The organism is Pseudomonas vranovensis (assembly GCF_040438935.1).
In the GTDB taxonomy this organism is placed as follows: Bacteria; Pseudomonadota; Gammaproteobacteria; order Pseudomonadales; family Pseudomonadaceae; genus Aquipseudomonas; species Aquipseudomonas vranovensis.
On the sequence record NZ_CP159259.1, the window covers coordinates 2390039 to 2406672 of the forward strand.

Sequence of the window (16634 nt, forward strand, 5' to 3'; positions counted from 1 at the left end):
TTTCCAGATCAGCCCAATGAGTGGCTAGCCCAAAGGGTTTCTAGCGACCGATGGGATCCCTACGGACCTGGGTGGGAATTCGTTGACGGCGTAATTCTTCACTACCCTTGGGCATGTACCCTAGCCGCAGCATCGCTTGCCGGTGCCACAGCTTTATTGGTGTGCCACCGCCGAGCTGAACACATTACGCGGCAGCCAGCTTCTGGCTGTTACTCAACTGGCCTCGCGCATTAAGTCCGGCGCTTCCGGCCACCTACGCCGAACCCTCGAGAATGATCTGATGAAATGATAGCCAACGGCGCTGACCCGCGTATGCGCAACCAGCCGTTGGCGTGCCACTGGAAGGACGCCGAAGATATCTCAGCCAATGTCGAAAGAATCGATGGCCAGTGGCGGCATGGCGAAGCCAGGCTCGGCGGTGGCAGCAAGTACCCGGCTGCGCGGCTTCGATCCTCGCGCTGCGGTTTGATCACAGAGTATTCGACGTTCTGGCATTGGCCGAACGAAGTCCAACTCAAGTATCTATTTGGTACTAGGATCTCGGCCAAAATGGGCTGCGTCAAAACCTGTCGCAATCACCCCAACATCGAAGAACCAACTGCTGAAAGTGTTGTCACCACCATTAGATCTGAAATCGGTTTTTTGGAACTTGGCTCGCTCGACAGGACCCCCATAGTGGTCCCTCCGCCAGCGATTCTTGGACGAATGCAGCAGGAGGCTGTGTGCCATGGTCTCGATCAGAAGCTTTTATCATCCGATTCATGCCGCAATTCTCTGGTGTAACCTCGCAGAGCACGAACAAGAGATTCTGCGAGTCAACCTCTCTCACCCTGGCAGTCTGCTCAAGCATTTCCCGCAATGGCCTTTTCTCCACGTATATGCCGAGCGCATTTACGATGCCATCTTGTGTGGCGAATTACCTGCTACCTACCTCGGCCGCCCGATCACTTCAGACAATCAGGCGGACCGCGTCGACTGGTCCATTCGTCATGCCGATCTACGGGTCTGGTTTGTACGCAACTACCCCGATGAGAGGCCCGCGTTCCTGTTCCCTCAATTGGTGGATCATGCAGAATGCGTGAGTCTGACTACTCATCTTGCACTGCAAGCGGAGCAGAACGCTGCCATGCGCACGATCGAAAATATGCGCCGAACACATGCCACAACTGTTGCGGACCTAGAGGCGCTCACCGCTCTCAACAAAACGCTGTCAGCACGACTTGATGCTTTCGGGATTCCCTCCGAAGCATCCGAGAGCATGCAAAACATGCTCGTCGGTGCAGTGCTGGAAGTCACGCTGGGCAAATCGAAGAGCGGCAAGGTGCAATCAATTTACTCAAATCAGGCGGCCTTGGTCGAGGCCATTACCCTCCGGTTCCCAGGAGTGAGTGGCTTAAGTAAAAGTACCCTTGATCGGAGATTTGCCGACGCTCGCCGTCAATTGGCCCAATCCGCACGGACCTAATACCGGATTGTCAGGCAATGGCCGGCATTGCCTGACAATGATTTTCTTGCTCTATCAGCTTTAACTGACTGTCACATCCCACCACACGCCACCCGGCGCTATGGAGTGACATCATGCAACCGACCAGCGCTCCCCCACTTTCCGCCGACCGCCACATCATGCGCCGCGATGAAGTGGAGCAGAAAACCGGCTTCAAACGTTCGCACATCTACAACCTGATGAAAGCAGGCCAGTTCCCACAATGCCGGCGCATTGGCACGCGTGCCGTCGGTTGGGACTCCCTGGAAATAGAACAATGGGTCCAGGACCGGCTGTCCATAGGGGATTGATAATGGACGTCCTTTCGCTGATCTCGACCAAGGGCGGCGCCGGTAAGACCACCGTCGCCGCCAACCTAGGCGGTGTACTCGCCGATGCTGGGTTCAGAGTCCTGCTGCTGGACTTGGACAGCCAACCGACACTGTCCAGCTATTACGCCTTGTGCAAGCTCCGTGAAGCAGGCAGCTATGAACTTATTGCTCAGCAGCTTACAGGGTCGGATAAAGTAATCAGCACTACGGTCATCCAACACTTGGACCTGATCCTGTCCAACGACCGCGCCGGGCATATCAGCACCCTGCTGCTGCACGCGCCCGATGGCCGCCTACGCCTACGTAACCTCTTGCCCGCCTTTCAGGATCGGTACGATGTGCTCATCGTTGATACCCAAGGCGCACGCAGCGTCGTGGTGGAAATGGCTATCCTCGCCTCCGATTGCGCGCTGTGCCCGGTTCCACCGGAAATGCTCGCTGCGCGCGAGTTGCGACGTGGCACGCTTAGGCTATTTGAGGAATTGGAGCCGTATCGCTACCTGGGGATCGTCTTGCCATCGGTAAAACTGTTGCTTAACCAGGTCAACGCCAACCGCCGCGATACCCGCTTAATCATGCAGAGCCTGCAAGCCTCCTTCCAGTCCGACTCCCATGTCAGTGTCTGCACCACGGTGATTCCCGACCGCGTGGCCTACCCCAATGCTGCCTCGCTGGGGCTGCCCGTACACCGCGTCGAGCCCACTCCGCCGCCCGGCAGCTGCAGTCCTTGCGCCGCCGAGGTCATGCGCAGCCTGGCCATCGAGTTGTTCCCGCAATGGGCTGAGCAGCTCGCTGCTCTCGCCGCGCCTGCACCTGCCCTCGCGGCCGCTGCCGAGCGCCAACTGATCCGTCGCGGCTGAGCGGAGGAAGAGTGATGAAGCCGCCGACCTCCGAAGACATTACGCGTCAACTGCAACAGGCGCACTTTCCGCAGAAACATGAACGCGACCACACGGCGGTCCCCGTCGGCGACACGCCGATGCTGGTCAGCCTTGAGCAACTGCGGCCCTACGAGCTTAACCCGCGCGTGGTGCGCAACCCACTGTATGACGACATAAAGGCTTCAATCCGCGAGCGTGGCCTGGATCAGCCGCCCGCCATCACTCGCCGCCCCGATGAAGCGCATTTCATCATCCGCAACGGTGGCAACACGCGCTTAAGCATCCTCGGTGAGCTGTGGCAGGAAACACGCGAAGAGCGGTTCTTCCGTATCCATTGCCTGTTCCGCCCTTGGCAGTCGGAAGCGCATGCCTTGCTCGGGCACCTGGCCGAGAGTGACTTGCATGGCCAGTTGACGTTCATCGAGCGGGCCCTCGCCGTGGCGAAACTCCAGGACATGTTCCAGCACGGGGACGCCCGCCTCACGCAACGCGAGCTCGCAACGCGGCTGAGTGAGGGTGGCTATCCCATCTCGCAATCGCACATCTGCCGCATGTTCGACGCGCTCGAGCACCTGCTTCCCGTCATCCCACAGGTGCTGTACGCGGGCCTGGGCAAACCTGCAATCGGACGCCTCATCAACTTGCGCCGGCGGGCAGAGTCGATCTGGAACCAGTACTTCGGCAGCCCCGAGCAGTTCCCGCTGCTGTGGTTTGAAGTCCTGTCAGCATTCGATGGTGAAAGGCCCGCGTTGGATTCGAGTGAGCTGCAGGACGAATTGATTGCCAGGATGGCGGTGAACCTGGAGCAGACACCTCGTCTGTTGGCTCTGGAACTGCACCAGGGGCAACTTTCCTTGCTCCCGGCGGACAACACTCATGCCCCTCCAACCAATCCAACTGGCGAACCCCCAGTGCCCTCGCCGACACCTGAACATCGACCGGAAACGTCGACCACGGGGCCCAGTCCCGAGCCAGAGCAAGCTCGTGGAGCCCTCCTGCCACGGCAAGCACCACGCTTGCCCGAGATACGCCAGGCGCTGGGTGACGAACCGTTGCCAGAAAAGCCTCAGGAAGAGGTCGAGGAGGCTCCGAGTCCGTGCAGTGCGGCGCCAACAGGCACAGCGTCACTGGACGAGATCAGCACCCTACGCGCGAGCTGCGCCGCCCTGGCCGCCGACCTTGCCGCTTACGCAGGCGCCAGCGGCATGATCAACCCGCTCGCGGACGACCTGGGCTTCACGCTTTCACCGGGGCATGGCGAGCGACTCAGCCCGCGGCACACCGGTATGCAGCTGCTGCTATCGGCCCTGCTGCGCCTGCAGGACGACGTGACCTGGGAGCAACGCCAGCAGTTGCCGGCAGCGCTCTTTGGTCAGCTGCTGATCGGCGCCTACGACCTGCCCTTCACCGACCGCCCAGCCCTGACGGTGGGTCTTGAACGTCTTCCTGATGCCCAGCTGGAACAGCTGTTCATGCTGATCCGCCACGCCCGGCAGTTGATCGAACTGACACTGTCGTCCACTCGATAACGTGAGGAGCCACCTCATGAGCGCGACTTTCAATCTGTTGAACCATGCCATGTTGAACCAGGTGCTACATGAGCTGCGCCATGGCAGGTTGCAGCGCTGCAAGGCCCTGGGCCTGGCCGATGAAGACATTGAGGTGCTGCAGTCGCTGCCGCCGACCACCTTATCGCATCTGGCGCACTCGTCGATCGCCTGGGTCGAAGTCAAGGTCGACACCACCGTGCTGCGCCGCCTGATCGTCCAGGCCGAACGCGACGAACAGAACGAGCGGTTGATCAATCGTGCGCTCAAGTTGGGCGCGAGCTCCAACATCATGTACCGCTGCTTCGGCCTGGACCATTCGGAAACCGCGTTGCGCCGCCGTGTGCTGAAGATCGAGACACACCGCGGTCGGCCGGTCCAGCTCAGTGAAACGCAGGAGCATGCCGTGTGGAATCGCTGGAGCCAGTTGCGCACGGAGGATCCGGACAACGATCCGCTGGACACCATGATGATGCTGGCCGAGGAACAACACATCAGTCTGACCCTGGTCTGGCAACAGATCGAACTGTACGGAGGCACACCATGCTGAGCTTCTACGAGGTCGACTGGCAGGATGTCGTGCGTCAGTGCTATGACGCCCTTCGACGCCGAAACGAGTGGTACGCGGCGCAGGCCAAGCTGACTGCCTCCCCCGAGGAGCCTGCAGTACGCACGATCTACTATGGCGACAACAACCCGCTGCCGCAGACCTTGCTGCTGGATCGCCGACTGACGCCGCTGGAGCGCAACACCTGGCAGGTGCTGCGCTGGCTGATCACCGAGCGCAAGGTCAGGACGCCACGCTACCAGGACCTGCAGCCCTACCTGGCCACCAGTCCCTGTGGCACCCAGGCTTCGCGGGAAACCATCGCCCGAGCGCTAAACGTTTTGCGGACCACCCGCTGGCTCAGTCTGGTGGACCGCTCACGCTCTGCCAACGGTTGCCTTCGCGGTTGCGTCTACGTGCTGCACGGCGATCCGTTGACCCCGGTCGAGCAGCTGGAGCTGGACACCGGCTACGCGGCACTTCTGCAACAGAACCTCTCCCATGCGACCAAAGGGGTCCGAGACGTGGCGCAGCATGTGATCGCGGAAATCCAGGCGGACCCGCAGGTTGCCCAGCTCGACAAGGACAGGCTCGGTTCGCTGCCCCCGGCCCCACAGCAAGCGCTGCCGCTGATGAGCGAAGCAGCAGATTCAAAGAATTCCGAACCTGGCGTACACGACCCCGCTCGGAATTCCCAAGCCCCGGCAAAAAATCCCGAACCCTGCGGCAATGCTGCGGATTTGGCTGTGGTTCGGAATACCGACGCTGGCCGTACAGTACGGAAAGACCAAAGCAAAAAAAGTACAGTACTGGGGCAGGTAGAGTTTGGTCGAGCGCGATGGCCCGAGGGCTTTCCGCTCAATCCGAACGAGCGGCGCATGGCCTCCCAGGCGATGCGTCAGCTCGAACCGGAACAGCAACAAGCGGTGATCAATGAAGCGGCGGTGCGGTACGCCCGCGGCGAAATCCGAAAACCCGTCGCCTACCTGATGGGCTTGATCAAGCGTGCTTGCCAGGGCGAGTTCACCCTGTGGGCTGCGCGTAGCAACGCGACAACATCCGCGACTGCGACCTCACGCCCAGCGAACCCTGCGCCGGAGGAACCTCCCCGCGAGCGCAGCGGTCAGCGCACCGTCTCACCACTCGCCCTCTCCTGTCTAGAGGAACTGAAACAACGCTGTCGTGGGATCGGTGCGACGGCGTAGGACTGGATCTCGGTGGATTTGATGCCGATGCCATCAATTCCAGGGACGTCCACCCCTTAGAAATGCGAACGAGCCAGCTTCGCGTTGATCCGCACCACCCGCCAGGGATCGGCCCATCGTCGGCGTCATTCCGACGGCGAGGTACTGGCGATGGTCGATCATTACCAACTCAACCTGGGCTCCCTGCGCAGCAGCATCAGCCTGACTCTGCACACCCATCACGCCGCTCGGCTGTGGCAGGGGCGCAGCGGCCGCGAGGGTGTGCACCCAATTCTGGGCATGCCCGGTTACATCAGCGTCACCAACCTGCTCAAGCACGCCAGCAGCCAGGGCGATCCGTACGCGGACTGGTTCATGCTGCAGTTGGAGGAAAAGCTGCTGCAGGCCCGATTAGACATGGCCACGCTGACACAGCAGATCAGCCGAGTAGAACAGGCCCTGCCCACTCAGGTCGATGTCGGCGACAACCTCAACATCCATCCCGTCACCCTGCCGCTGTTCATCGGCAGCCAGCTGGGCTTTCTCGCGATCTATCTGCTCACCGACTACGACACCCTGGTCCGGCGGGTGCTGCTCGCCCACCACACGGCGCTGATCGGTCGGGGCGACATGGAATCCTGGATCGACGGCGGTGCACATCTGCTGCGCAGCCTGTTCGGCCTGGCGCAGCGCTACCGCCTAGCCGGGGTGAGTCGGGACGACATGGCCGCCAACAACGCCCGCGCCCGTGAAGCCATCGAAAAGTTCGGCACCCTACCGCAGGAAATTCTAGAAGGGACGCGCCGCTCCCAGTTCGCCCCGCCGATCGCCCGCAGCAACGCGCCCTCAGAGATCGAAAGCCCGAATCCACCGGAAGCCGAGGAACAGCCTACAGTGAACACCCCGAATGACGGGGGTGATACATGACCCTGGCCGAAGCCATCGTCCGGCGTTTGTCAGCAGATGCCTATCGCGAGTTCGCACAAGGTGCCTCCCTAAAAGGCCTTTTAAAGCCTTTTAAGGGTAAGGGGGAGCTGCAGCAGTTCGCCGAGACGATCCTGCGCCTGCGCACTCAGGTCGCCAAGTTGATGGCGGTGATGCTGGCGATCATGGCCCAGGCCCCCTTCTCGTTGCTGGAGCTGCGCCTGGTCGTCCAGCACAGCGCGACGGGCACTGATTTCCTGCGTTGGCGCAGCCCGGACTTTCAACGCATGGGCGTGCAGGTGTGGCAGGAGGCGGTGGGTCATCCGCGTCTGCACCCTGAACTGCGGCAGGCGCTGTATCAGCTGGAGACCAACCGTGTGGTGCTGAACCTGCAGATGAGCAGCCTGCAGTCGCTGTATCGCCAGGCCATCGCCGGAGTCAGCAAGCTCGAAGCCGCCGAGCTTGCCCTTACCCGTTCCCCCACCGAGGAGTAACCCCCATGAGTACTTTGTTTGTTGGTGAAGGCAACATCGGCAGCGATCCGGAGTATCAGGAGTTCAATACTAACCCGGATGAACCGCGGCGCCTGCTGCGCTTGAATGTCTATTTCGACAACCCGGTACCGCGGGAAGGCGGCTACGAGGATCGCGGCGGCTATTGGGCGCCTGTCGAGCTCTGGAACCGCGATGCCGAACACTGGAGCACGCTGTACCAGAAGGGCATGCGCGTCCTTGTCGAAGGCCGCACGGTCAAAGAGGAGTGGGAGGACAGCGAAGACAACGCGCGGGTGACATTCAAGGTAGAGGCGCGGCGCATCGGTATTCTGCCGCACCGCCTGGCCTCGGTGACTATGCGCGAGAAAGCCAACGACAACGCCAGTTCTTCCCGCAAAGGGGGTGGGAAGAAAGCGCCGCGTAAGGCTGGGTGATCCGTGAATCCAATGGAGATTCTGCTCACAGCGCGTGATTGCGGCAGCTCCACGGCCTGCAAGCGATTCTGACACTTGGAGTCCTTTCAACTCCGCCGGGCTTTCCCACGCCGTTCACTCTCCAGCAACTGCTTCACCTCAGCCAAGCACTGGTCCAAGGCAAGGAACGCCCGCCAGTGCGCTGGACTCTCCTGAACCCAGGCAATCAACCTGGCACGTGCCTCCTCCTCGTCCGGTTCCAGATGGGTGGCCATGAACAGCTCATAGGCCTTGATCGCTAACGCATCTGCCTCACTCTGGTGGGTTCCGTGCAAGTTGCTGCCTCCGTAGTGACGGGTAGGTCATACGTCTATTTTTCGGCGATACGCCTTATCGGGCTGGTCATCAACCTTTTGAGTCGCCCATATCTTTGGGTGGCTGGTCAACCGTATGGGTTAAATTGGAGCCCCCCCATTGCCAGTCAAAGAGCCTAGCCCACATCACATTGGCCGCCAGTTAGCGAAGTATCGACGCGCGCGTGGCCTGACCCAAGACCAGGTTGGCGATCACTTGCACATCACCGGTGAAGCTGTGTCGCGCTTGGAGCGTGGCCTGGTTGAGTTGTCCGTGACCAAGCTGCTGCAGTTAGCCGACCTGTATGGCTGTCCCGCTGATGAGCTGCTGCTGGCGATCAGTCCACGGCCCCAGGACCAGAGTGAGCAGATCACGTCGATCATCAAGGTCCTCGGTGAAGCCGATAAGCAATTTACCCTGGAGTTACTGCAAACCCTGGCGTCCCATCTGGCGCAACGCAAGTAACGCTCGCCCGCCGATATGAGCTCGGCACCTTCGGATTTACCCTGGCGTTTCTTGACCACACTCCCACCCTGTCGGTACCCACCGAGAGGACCTACGCATGCGCCTGTTCATCTGCGAGAAACCATCCCAAGCCCGCGACATCGCCCGGGTGCTGCAGGCCAGCCGGCGCGGCGATGGCTGCCTCCTGGACCATAACGTCACCGTCACCTGGTGCATCGGCCATCTGCTGGAAACTGCGCCGCCTGAAGCCTATGGCGATTACAAGCGCTGGTCGCTGGACGACCTGCCGATCATTCCCAGCCGCTGGCAATTGGTGGTCAAGCCCCAGGTCGCTGGCCAGCTCAAGGTGATCAGCCAGCTGCTGCACACCTGTAGCGAGGTGGTCATCGCCACCGATGCCGACCGCGAAGGCGAGATGATCGCCCGGGAGATTCTCGAGCGCTGCCAGTACCAGGGGCCAATCCTGCGCCTGTGGCTCTCCGCGCTGGATGAGGCGTCGATCCGCCGGGCCTTGACCAGCTTGCGTCCGGGGGAGCAGACCTTGCCGCTGTACCACTGCGCCCTGGCCCGCTCCCGTGCCGATTGGCTGGTGGGCATCAACCTGAGCCGGCTGTTCACCCTACTCGGCCGCCGGGCCGGTTTCGATGGACTGCTGCCGGTGGGACGCGTGCAGACGCCAACCCTGCGCCTGGTGGTCGAGCGCGACCGGGCGATCGCGAGCTTTGTGCCGCAGCCATTCCGGAGCGTCGAGGCGCACCTGGAGCAGGACGGGATCCGCTTTCACGCGCGTTGGCAGCCCCCGGCCGCAGTCAGCGATGCGGTTGGACGTTGTATCGACGAAACTGCCGCGAAGGATACGCTCAGGCGCCTCACTCAAGCCGGCTCCGCGCAGATCGACAGCGTCGACGTCGAGCGCGTGCGCGAAGGCCCACCGCTGCCGTTCGACCTGAGCACGCTGCAAGAGATCTGCTCGGCCAAGCTCGGGCTCAGTGCACAGGAGACCCTGACCACCGCCCAGGCCCTGTACGAGACCCACAAGGCGACGACCTATCCGCGGACCGATTGCGGCTACCTGCCGGACAGCATGCTCGATGAAGTGCCGCGTGTCCTCCACGCCCTGGCCACCGCCGCGCCTTCGCTGGGGGCAGTTCTAAAAGAGGTGGACCCCTGCCGCCGCTCCCGCGCCTGGAACAGCAGCAAGATCACCGCGCACCACGGCATCACTCCCACCGCCGTCGCACTGGACTTGGCGCAACTCTCCGAGCGCGAGCGGGCGGTTTACACGCTGATTCGCGCCCGCTACCTCGCGCAGTTCTTGCCTGAGCACGAGTACCTGAAAACCCAGGCGTTGCTGCACAGCCAATCCGATCAGTTGCTGGCGCGCGGCAAACAGATTCTGGTTCGCGGCTGGAAGGCAGTGATCAACGAGGCCGACGGTAACGAGCCGGCCGAACAGGCGCAGCGATTGCCGACGTTGCGTGATTCCGCGACGGTGGCGCTGATCGACGCCACGCTCAACGCACAGCGCACGCAGCCACCCAAGGCCTACACCGAAGGCACGCTGGTCAAAGCGATGAAAGCCATCGCCAACCAGGTGGCCGATCCGCGGCTCAAGCAGAAGCTCAAGGACAGCTGCGGGCTCGGTACCGAGGCCACCCGCGCGGCCATCATCGAGGGCCTGATCGACCACGGTTACCTGACCAAGAAGAAACGCAGCCTGGCCGCCTCAGCCGCAGCGCATACCCTGATCGAAGCGGTGCCACCGGCGGTAGCCGACCCGGTCATGACCGCGTTGTGGGAGCAGGCTCTGGACCGCATCGAGTCGGGCGAGCTGAGCGTCGAGACCTTTCTCGCCAAGCAGGCAGACTGGCTGACCCGATTGGTGCGCAGCAACGCCACCCTCACCCTGCGCCTGCCACCCAGCAAGGGTCCCTTCTGCCCCGTGTGCCGCAGCGCCATGCGCCAGCGCAAAGGTCGCACCGGCAGTTTCTGGTCGTGCATCCGCTACCCCGAATGCAAGGGCACCAAGCCGGTGGCGAAATCCAAGCGGGCGAAAAATGCATGACTTGACGGCACACCACAGCGCTGGTGTAGTGATCTGGCCCCTCGCCGCTTGGCGACCAAGACCGATTCGCTCCGGGCAGCTCGGTCAGACTCCTAGAGTTCGGAGCCACACTTCAGCGCACCTGCGGATGACTTCTCAGCGTTCCAAGTCCCCCAGGCGGATGACCCATGCGGCCTGTACCAGGCCTCAGGGGTCATCCGCTTCGGCGACGATGCTCAGCTCCGGTGCCCGCCGGCGAAACACTGGGCACCTTTTGTGCGCGGATGCGTGCCAGTTGATTCCGACCTAGGCCACGACAAGGGTCGGTTGATCCAGGTGAATCGGCAGTGGAGGTCTGCGACGGACTGCGGTGCCACATCGCCGGGTCAAGGGTGGTCCATCTCCTCCTAGCCTGATGACCGTCGGGCTATTTTTTCGCCGCCGAAAATCCACTGAAGACCACCGATTTCCACTTGCCCGGGCTGCCGGCACTTCACGGTTGACGGGCTCTAGTGCGCGGTTTATAGATGAGTTGCACACCGCTGTCGTTGACAGCACCCAGGTAGCCAGGACCTTCAAGGCTACGCCCGTTTCGGGTGGTTCTCCCCGAAAGTGCGACTCGCGCTCGGCAGCTCGCACGGTCACCGTCCCATTGGTGATGAGCGCCTTCTCGACCGATCATGTGTTTGCACCTCCCCTTGCGGAACTCACCAGCCGCCAGGGCCGGTGGATGTCCGCGTTTCTGCTGAACAGGAGCTCCATCATGACGACTGCAAGCAATAACGCCCCCACCACCTACTTCAACCTGCACACCCAAGGCATCGGTTACCTGAACCGTGTTCGTGAAGTCCCGGTTCGCCGCGGCCAAGCGTTCATGGCCTGTGACATCGCTGCGTTGCACGGTGCCTCGGACGACGTCGAGTACACCCGCTTCGACTGTAAGGTTGCCAGCGGCGAAGCCGACCGGCTGATCCGTGAGCACCTGGAAGACGTCCGTGCTGAACGCAAGGTCCTCATCGCGTTTCGCATCGGCGATCTCTGGGTGGATCCCTTCCTGTACGAGAAAGGCGAACGCAAGGGGCAACCCGGCGCCAGCCTCAAAGGCCGACTGATCTTCATCGAGTGGATCAAGGTCGATGGCCAGTTCAGCTACCGTGCGCCCGCTCGCATCGACGCTGCTGCCGCCCCTGAGGCTGCTGAATCAGCAGAGTCGGAACAGGCGGACAGCGACGGAGAGACCGCTCAAGGCCAGCCAACACCGCCCGCCGCACGTAAATCCACTGCCGCACGTCAGTCTGCCTGAGGCAGGTTGGCCGCCCGCAGCAGGCGCTCTCAAGAGCGCCTGTTTTTCATTCCGGTCGGAGGTCGCCATGGAAAGCTTCTGGTTCTGCGAGGACTGCCTGCAGTCGATCGCCTACGACGACTTCAGCGCACTGTCTCTGTACTACAGCGAGGCTGAAGTCGAGCACCGCATCGCCCACATGCGCTTGCAACTGCAGGCCCTGCTGCCCCTGAGCGCCGATTTCGATCCGCATACCGGCGCCGGTATCGAGGCCTTCTCCACGCAACCGTGCGAGGGCTGTCAAAGCCCGCTGCACGGCACTCGACATCGCTTCACGCGCCTTTGATCACACACCTAAACCAGCCTGGGGCACGCCCTCAGGGGGCGCTCCATCTCTCACGAGGAATTGCCCGTGAACACCGCCTTGAACCTGATCGACCCGCTCGATCCCGTACTTGCCCAACGCGCCCGTGAGGATGCGCTGATCACCGAGGCCCTGCAGCTGCTGGACCAGCGTCACTTCCAGCGTGGCGGGGTGCTGATAACCCCCGCCGATGCCGCAGCCTACTTGAAACTGCAGCTCGCCCCGCTCCACCACGAAGTGTTTGCCCTGCTCTGCCTCGACTCGCGCCACCGCGTGCTGAGCTTCGACATCCTGTTCACCGGCAGCATCGACGGTGCCTCCGTGTACCCCCGCCAGGTCGTCATCAAGGCCCTTGAGCACAATGCCGCCGCCGTGATCTTCAGCCACAACCACCCCTCCGGCTGCTCAGAACCGAGCGGCGCCGATCGGGTACTCACCACCCGCCTGACCGAGGCCTTGGCCTTGGTCGAAGTACGCGTCCTGGACCACATCATCGTCGGCGAAGGCCCCCCGCTTTCGTTGGCCGAACACGGCTGGATCTGACAGCCCACCTTGCCCATGAGGTCACCGCCCATTCGGGGTGGCCTCGGCGCTTTCGGAGAACCACCATGCACCCTTCCCTGCCCAATCCGTTTCTTCGCGGTTTCCAAGACTTGCGCTACGAGCGTGTTCTGCAGATCAGCTATGCCGACGATTGCCCGCCGTGCTACCGCGCGCTACATCCGGCGCAGAACGAGCTGCCCAATGAAGCCATCAATCTGCAGCCGTGCCTGTTCGATGACGACGTCGCGGTGATCACCGACGGTGTGTGCGTACCCGAGTTTGTGCGCATGCGCTGCCCGGCCGACGGTCTGGTGAGCACTGTGCTCTACCAGATCATGGGCAACCAGCTCGGACGCCCAATACATATCGGAGACCTCGACAACGTGGATGCTGCGCGCAACCTGATCGAGCAGCTGTCCTTCGCCACCGGGCACTACAGCCGCAGTTGGGAAATCAGCAGCGCGCACCTGCCCGCAGACGAGTTCGAGTTCCTGCAGGTGTGCACCTGGTGCAATTCGTCAGCGGGCTTCTTCGAGTGCTTCGAGCTCAACAGCAACCATGCCGTGGGGTGCAAGCTGTACTCGACACCCTGGGTAGCGGCACATGAAGCCAGCAGGATCGGCTGGAGCGCCTGCGAAGTCTGCGCGCGCATGCGCGATGACCATGTCCCGCCTGTGCTACTTCAGTTGTTCATGCTGGCAGGCCAGGCGGACACTCGCCTGCTGATCTTTGACCCGGATGCCTCCCCACTGGCGGAACTACCATTATTCACCGAAGACTGACCAAGGCGCCCTCCCGGGCGCCTTTTTTTGTGGTGGCTGACAGAAAAGCTGGCTCGCCAGATTCGGTTTTTCAGTGGGGACTCACTTCGTGCCTCGCCATGGTATCGGCAACATTTGTCGAGACCCAGTCATGCACACTTCCCTACTTCCCACCGTCGGCCTGATGATCGCCCTGGCGGGCTGCAGCATCCCGCCACCGGCCCCTGCACCTGCGGTACCACCTGCATTGCCGGCGGCATTGCCAATGCCGAAAGCCCAGATTCCGGCCTGGGTCCGCCAGGACCGTTACACCTTGGTCACTACACGACCGACGCTGGAGCAGCGCCAGCCGCTGTATCAATTGGTCAACGTACAGATTGCGCCAGCCCTGCATGCCACCATCGGTGAAGCCCTGCGTCACGTGCTGCAACGCTCGGGCTACGCGCTGTGTGCCGATAGCGCTGCGGTGGATCGCTTGTTCCGCCGCCCACTACCCGCAGTGCAGCACCAGCTCGGACCGATCTCGCTGCTGGACGCCCTGACCATCATCGGCGGCCCGGCCTGGCGACTCGACGTCAATCCGGTCGATCGGACCGTGTGCTATGCCCTGCGCGTGCCACCGCCTGCGTCCCCCTTCTCGCCCCTGGAGTTCACGCCATGAAGGTCCTCCATTTTCAGGCCCTGGTGGTCGGTGCCCTCTGCCTGGGCGCCGCCGTGCTTGCCGCCGAAACGTACAACCATCATCAGCAACTGGCCGAGCTTCTGGCTGCGGCCCGTAACGCCCCGGCCGACCCAGCGCCAGCCCTGCGCCGCGATATCGATGCGTTGGATGTCAGGCTCGCGACGCTGCAGCCTCAGATCGTGGCGCTGAGCGAGGTGCAAGGTCGACAAACTACAGCGCAGGCCGCCCTCGCCCAGCAGCAGGATGAGCTGGCCGCCTCGCTCAAGACATTGCAGGCAGCACCGCCAGGTCCAAGCAGCAACGATCTGAAGGCGCTGGAACAACGACTGGCCACGGCAGAGGCGACGTTAGAGCAACTGTCGGTCCGCCCTGCTATGCCTGCGGCCGCCAACACCCAGCCAAAGGCCTCTACGGGTGAAAAAGCCAAAGCCAAGGCGCTGACACCGCCCTTCACCCTGCTGGGTATCGAGACCCGAGGTGACGTCAGGTTCGTGGCAGCCCTGCCCGCCGGCGCCCATTCGCTGACGACCGTGCATTTGCTACAGCTTGGCGACAGCTTGAACAGCTGGCAGCTGCGCGCGATCCGCGCGGACCGGGTGGTGTTCCATGTCCCGGGGCATGGCGACCACACACTGCCCCTGCCGTGACGAGGTGCTTATGGCTCGGTTCTCCCGCCTTTTGCTCATCCTGCTCCCCACCTGCTTGTTCGCAGGACTGGCGTGGACCGCGCCAAAATTGGTTGACTCGGCTTCGCAGTTCAGCGAACAGACGCCGCTTGATCGGCAGCCATCGGACGCGACTCGGGCAAAGGCCTGGGGGCTGACGGAGGATGAGTGGGCCAAGTTCGAGCGCCTGCAGGCTGGGCCCCGCCATTACTGGTCGCCGCAGCTCGATCCGCTCACCACCCTCGGTGTGGAAGCCGACTCAGACCAAGAACGGCAGCGCTACGCCGAACTGCAGGTCCGCCTAGAAGCCAAGCGCGCCGAGCGTGAGCTGGCCTACCAGAAGGCCTATACCGCCGCCTGGGCGCGCCTGTTCCCAGGGATGCTGCCCGTGCCGGGCATGGCCGACGATCCAGCGGCTGCCCCTGCTGGCCGCTTTGCCCTGTTTGTGGAGCAACGCTGCACGCCCTGCGTCTCCAACACCCAGCAGTGGCTGCGTGGCGGCGCACACCTCGATGTGTACCTGATCGGTAGCCAGGGTGACGATGGACGTCTACGCCAATGGGCGCGGGGCGCGGGCATTACCCCCGCCCAGGTCAGCAGTGGCCAGGTCACCCTCAACCATGACCGTGGCCGTTGGTTCTCCCTGGGCGCCAGCCGCCCCTTACCGGCGCGCTACCAGCAGGTGGACGGGAAATGGCAGCGCATCGACTGATCCTCGCGCTGGCCTTTACCGGCGCCACGGCCGTTCACGCCGACGCGCTGCCGCCACCCGCGTATCAGCTGGCCGCCGCGCGCGCGGGCATCCCGGCCTCCGTATTGTTCGCCATCGCCCTGCAGGAGAGCGGCACGCCGCTGCGGGGTCACCTCATGCCCTGGCCTTGGACCCTGAATGTCGCCGGCACCTCGCAGCGCTTCGCCCGCCGTGATGAAGCGTGTGCCGCACTTAAGCTGGCACTGATCCGCCACAACCCCAAGCGCATCGATGTTGGTCTGGGCCAGACCAACCTCGGCTACCACCCGGACCGCTACCGCAGCGCCTGCGATGCTCTCGATCCGCGCGCCAACCTGGCCGTGACTGCCGAGCTGCTGCGCGCCCACTACGCCGACAGCGGTGACTGGGTCGTAGCGGCGGGCCGCTATCACCGCCCGGCTGGCGGTACACCTGCAGCGCGCTACCGCCGACAGTTCAGCCAGCACTGGCAACGCGTCCAAGCGGTCGTGGCGTCTCCGAGAGGGCAGCAGCCATGAACCGTCCGTGCTGGTTAACACTGTGTATTTGTCTCTGGTGGGCGGTTGGCGCGCTCGCGGCCCCCAGCCAGCTGCCCGATTCCCGCGCGCTGACGTGGGCCCTGCCCGTACACAGCACACACCTGTCACCCGGTGCCGTGTCGCCAAGGCCATTGAAGCTGCCAGGGTTCACGCCGCTGTTCCTGGTCGGGCACGACGCCGCCTCCCTGCAATGGTTGGCCCAGCATGCACAGAGGCTGCAGGACCTGGGCGCCAGCGGCCTGGCTGTTGAAGTGGCCGACGCCCAAGCATTGCGCCGCATCCAGGCGGCAGCCCCGGGGCTGGACATCTGGCCGGTGAGCGGTGACGACATAGCCGAACGCCTGGAGCTGCAGCACTACCCGGTGCTGATCATGCCCACTGGCCTGGAACAGTGAGGGTG

Annotated in this window: 21 protein-coding genes; all 21 read left to right on the forward strand. The window is 62.9% G+C overall.

Annotated elements, in window-relative coordinates; all coding sequences use genetic code 11:
* Positions 1-285 precede the first annotated feature (285 nt).
* The 21 genes from ABVN19_RS10920 to ABVN19_RS11020 all read left to right on the forward strand — a co-directional run bounded on the left by ABVN19_RS10920 (position 286) and on the right by ABVN19_RS11020 (position 16629).
* Positions 286-783, forward strand: coding sequence for a hypothetical protein (locus ABVN19_RS10920; protein WP_158259236.1), 498 nt, complete (start codon positions 286-288; stop codon positions 781-783).
* Positions 728-1465, forward strand: coding sequence for a hypothetical protein (locus tag ABVN19_RS10925; protein WP_105642042.1), 738 nt, complete (start codon positions 728-730; stop codon positions 1463-1465). Before ABVN19_RS10920 ends, ABVN19_RS10925 begins: the two co-directional genes overlap by 56 nt.
* Positions 1466-1578: 113 nt before the next feature.
* The gene (locus ABVN19_RS10930; protein WP_105642041.1) at positions 1579-1794 is read left to right on the forward strand and encodes an AlpA family transcriptional regulator; all 216 of its coding nucleotides are present in this window, start codon (positions 1579-1581) and stop codon (positions 1792-1794) included.
* Between the two features lie 2 nt (positions 1795-1796).
* Complete coding sequence (locus tag ABVN19_RS10935) at positions 1797-2675, forward strand: ParA family protein (protein ID WP_105642040.1); 879 nt, start codon at positions 1797-1799, stop codon at positions 2673-2675.
* Positions 2676-2689: 14 nt separating this feature from the next.
* Positions 2690-4225, forward strand: coding sequence for a ParB family protein (locus ABVN19_RS10940; RefSeq protein ID WP_105642039.1), 1536 nt, complete (start codon positions 2690-2692; stop codon positions 4223-4225).
* Between the two features lie 16 nt (positions 4226-4241).
* On the forward strand, positions 4242-4793 hold the full coding sequence (locus ABVN19_RS10945; protein WP_105642038.1) for a DUF2857 domain-containing protein: 552 nt from the start codon (positions 4242-4244) through the stop codon (positions 4791-4793).
* The gene (locus ABVN19_RS10950) at positions 4787-5995 is read left to right on the forward strand and encodes an STY4528 family pathogenicity island replication protein (RefSeq protein WP_105642037.1); all 1209 of its coding nucleotides are present in this window, start codon (positions 4787-4789) and stop codon (positions 5993-5995) included. Before ABVN19_RS10945 ends, ABVN19_RS10950 begins: the two co-directional genes overlap by 7 nt.
* A gap of 150 nt (positions 5996-6145) precedes the next feature.
* A complete protein-coding gene (locus ABVN19_RS10955; RefSeq protein WP_105642066.1) occupies positions 6146-6901 on the forward strand; it encodes a PFL_4669 family integrating conjugative element protein in 756 nt (251 codons plus the stop codon).
* A complete protein-coding gene (locus ABVN19_RS10960; RefSeq protein WP_105642036.1) occupies positions 6898-7392 on the forward strand; it encodes a DUF3158 family protein in 495 nt (164 codons plus the stop codon). The genes ABVN19_RS10955 and ABVN19_RS10960 overlap by 4 nt, the downstream gene beginning before the upstream one ends.
* 5 nt (positions 7393-7397) lie before the next feature.
* Positions 7398-7826, forward strand: a complete 429-nt coding sequence (locus tag ABVN19_RS10965) for a single-stranded DNA-binding protein (protein ID WP_105642035.1) — start codon at positions 7398-7400, stop codon at positions 7824-7826.
* 453 nt (positions 7827-8279) lie between these two features.
* Positions 8280-8624 (forward strand): helix-turn-helix transcriptional regulator, encoded by a 345-nt coding sequence (locus tag ABVN19_RS10970; RefSeq protein ID WP_105642033.1) that lies wholly within the window; start codon positions 8280-8282, stop codon positions 8622-8624.
* Positions 8625-8721: 97 nt separating this feature from the next.
* Positions 8722-10689: a DNA topoisomerase III gene (locus ABVN19_RS10975; RefSeq protein ID WP_105642032.1), complete on the forward strand. Its 1968-nt coding sequence runs from the start codon at positions 8722-8724 to the stop codon at positions 10687-10689.
* 742 nt (positions 10690-11431) lie between these two features.
* The gene (locus tag ABVN19_RS10980) at positions 11432-11971 is read left to right on the forward strand and encodes an STY4534 family ICE replication protein (protein WP_105642031.1); all 540 of its coding nucleotides are present in this window, start codon (positions 11432-11434) and stop codon (positions 11969-11971) included.
* A 67-nt stretch (positions 11972-12038) separates the two neighbouring features.
* The gene (locus ABVN19_RS10985) at positions 12039-12296 is read left to right on the forward strand and encodes a hypothetical protein (RefSeq protein ID WP_105642030.1); all 258 of its coding nucleotides are present in this window, start codon (positions 12039-12041) and stop codon (positions 12294-12296) included.
* Positions 12297-12362: 66 nt separating this feature from the next.
* On the forward strand, positions 12363-12857 hold the full coding sequence (locus tag ABVN19_RS10990) for a JAB domain-containing protein (RefSeq protein WP_105642029.1): 495 nt from the start codon (positions 12363-12365) through the stop codon (positions 12855-12857).
* 65 nt (positions 12858-12922) lie between these two features.
* Entirely contained in the window at positions 12923-13639 is a 717-nt protein-coding gene (locus tag ABVN19_RS10995; protein WP_105642028.1) for a hypothetical protein, read from the forward strand.
* Positions 13640-13769: 130 nt separating this feature from the next.
* On the forward strand, positions 13770-14279 hold the full coding sequence (locus ABVN19_RS11000; RefSeq protein WP_177431063.1) for a PilL N-terminal domain-containing protein: 510 nt from the start codon (positions 13770-13772) through the stop codon (positions 14277-14279).
* On the forward strand, positions 14276-14947 hold the full coding sequence (locus ABVN19_RS11005) for a hypothetical protein (protein WP_105642027.1): 672 nt from the start codon (positions 14276-14278) through the stop codon (positions 14945-14947). Before ABVN19_RS11000 ends, ABVN19_RS11005 begins: the two co-directional genes overlap by 4 nt.
* Before the next feature lie 10 nt (positions 14948-14957).
* Entirely contained in the window at positions 14958-15677 is a 720-nt protein-coding gene (locus ABVN19_RS11010; RefSeq protein WP_105642026.1) for a TIGR03759 family integrating conjugative element protein, read from the forward strand.
* Entirely contained in the window at positions 15659-16213 is a 555-nt protein-coding gene (locus ABVN19_RS11015; RefSeq protein ID WP_105642025.1) for a glucosaminidase domain-containing protein, read from the forward strand. The genes ABVN19_RS11010 and ABVN19_RS11015 overlap by 19 nt, the downstream gene beginning before the upstream one ends.
* Positions 16210-16629 carry an integrating conjugative element protein gene (locus ABVN19_RS11020; protein ID WP_105642024.1) on the forward strand — a complete coding sequence of 140 codons (420 nt, stop codon included), beginning with the start codon at positions 16210-16212 and terminating at the stop codon, positions 16627-16629. Before ABVN19_RS11015 ends, ABVN19_RS11020 begins: the two co-directional genes overlap by 4 nt.
* Positions 16630-16634: the final 5 nt, after the last annotated feature.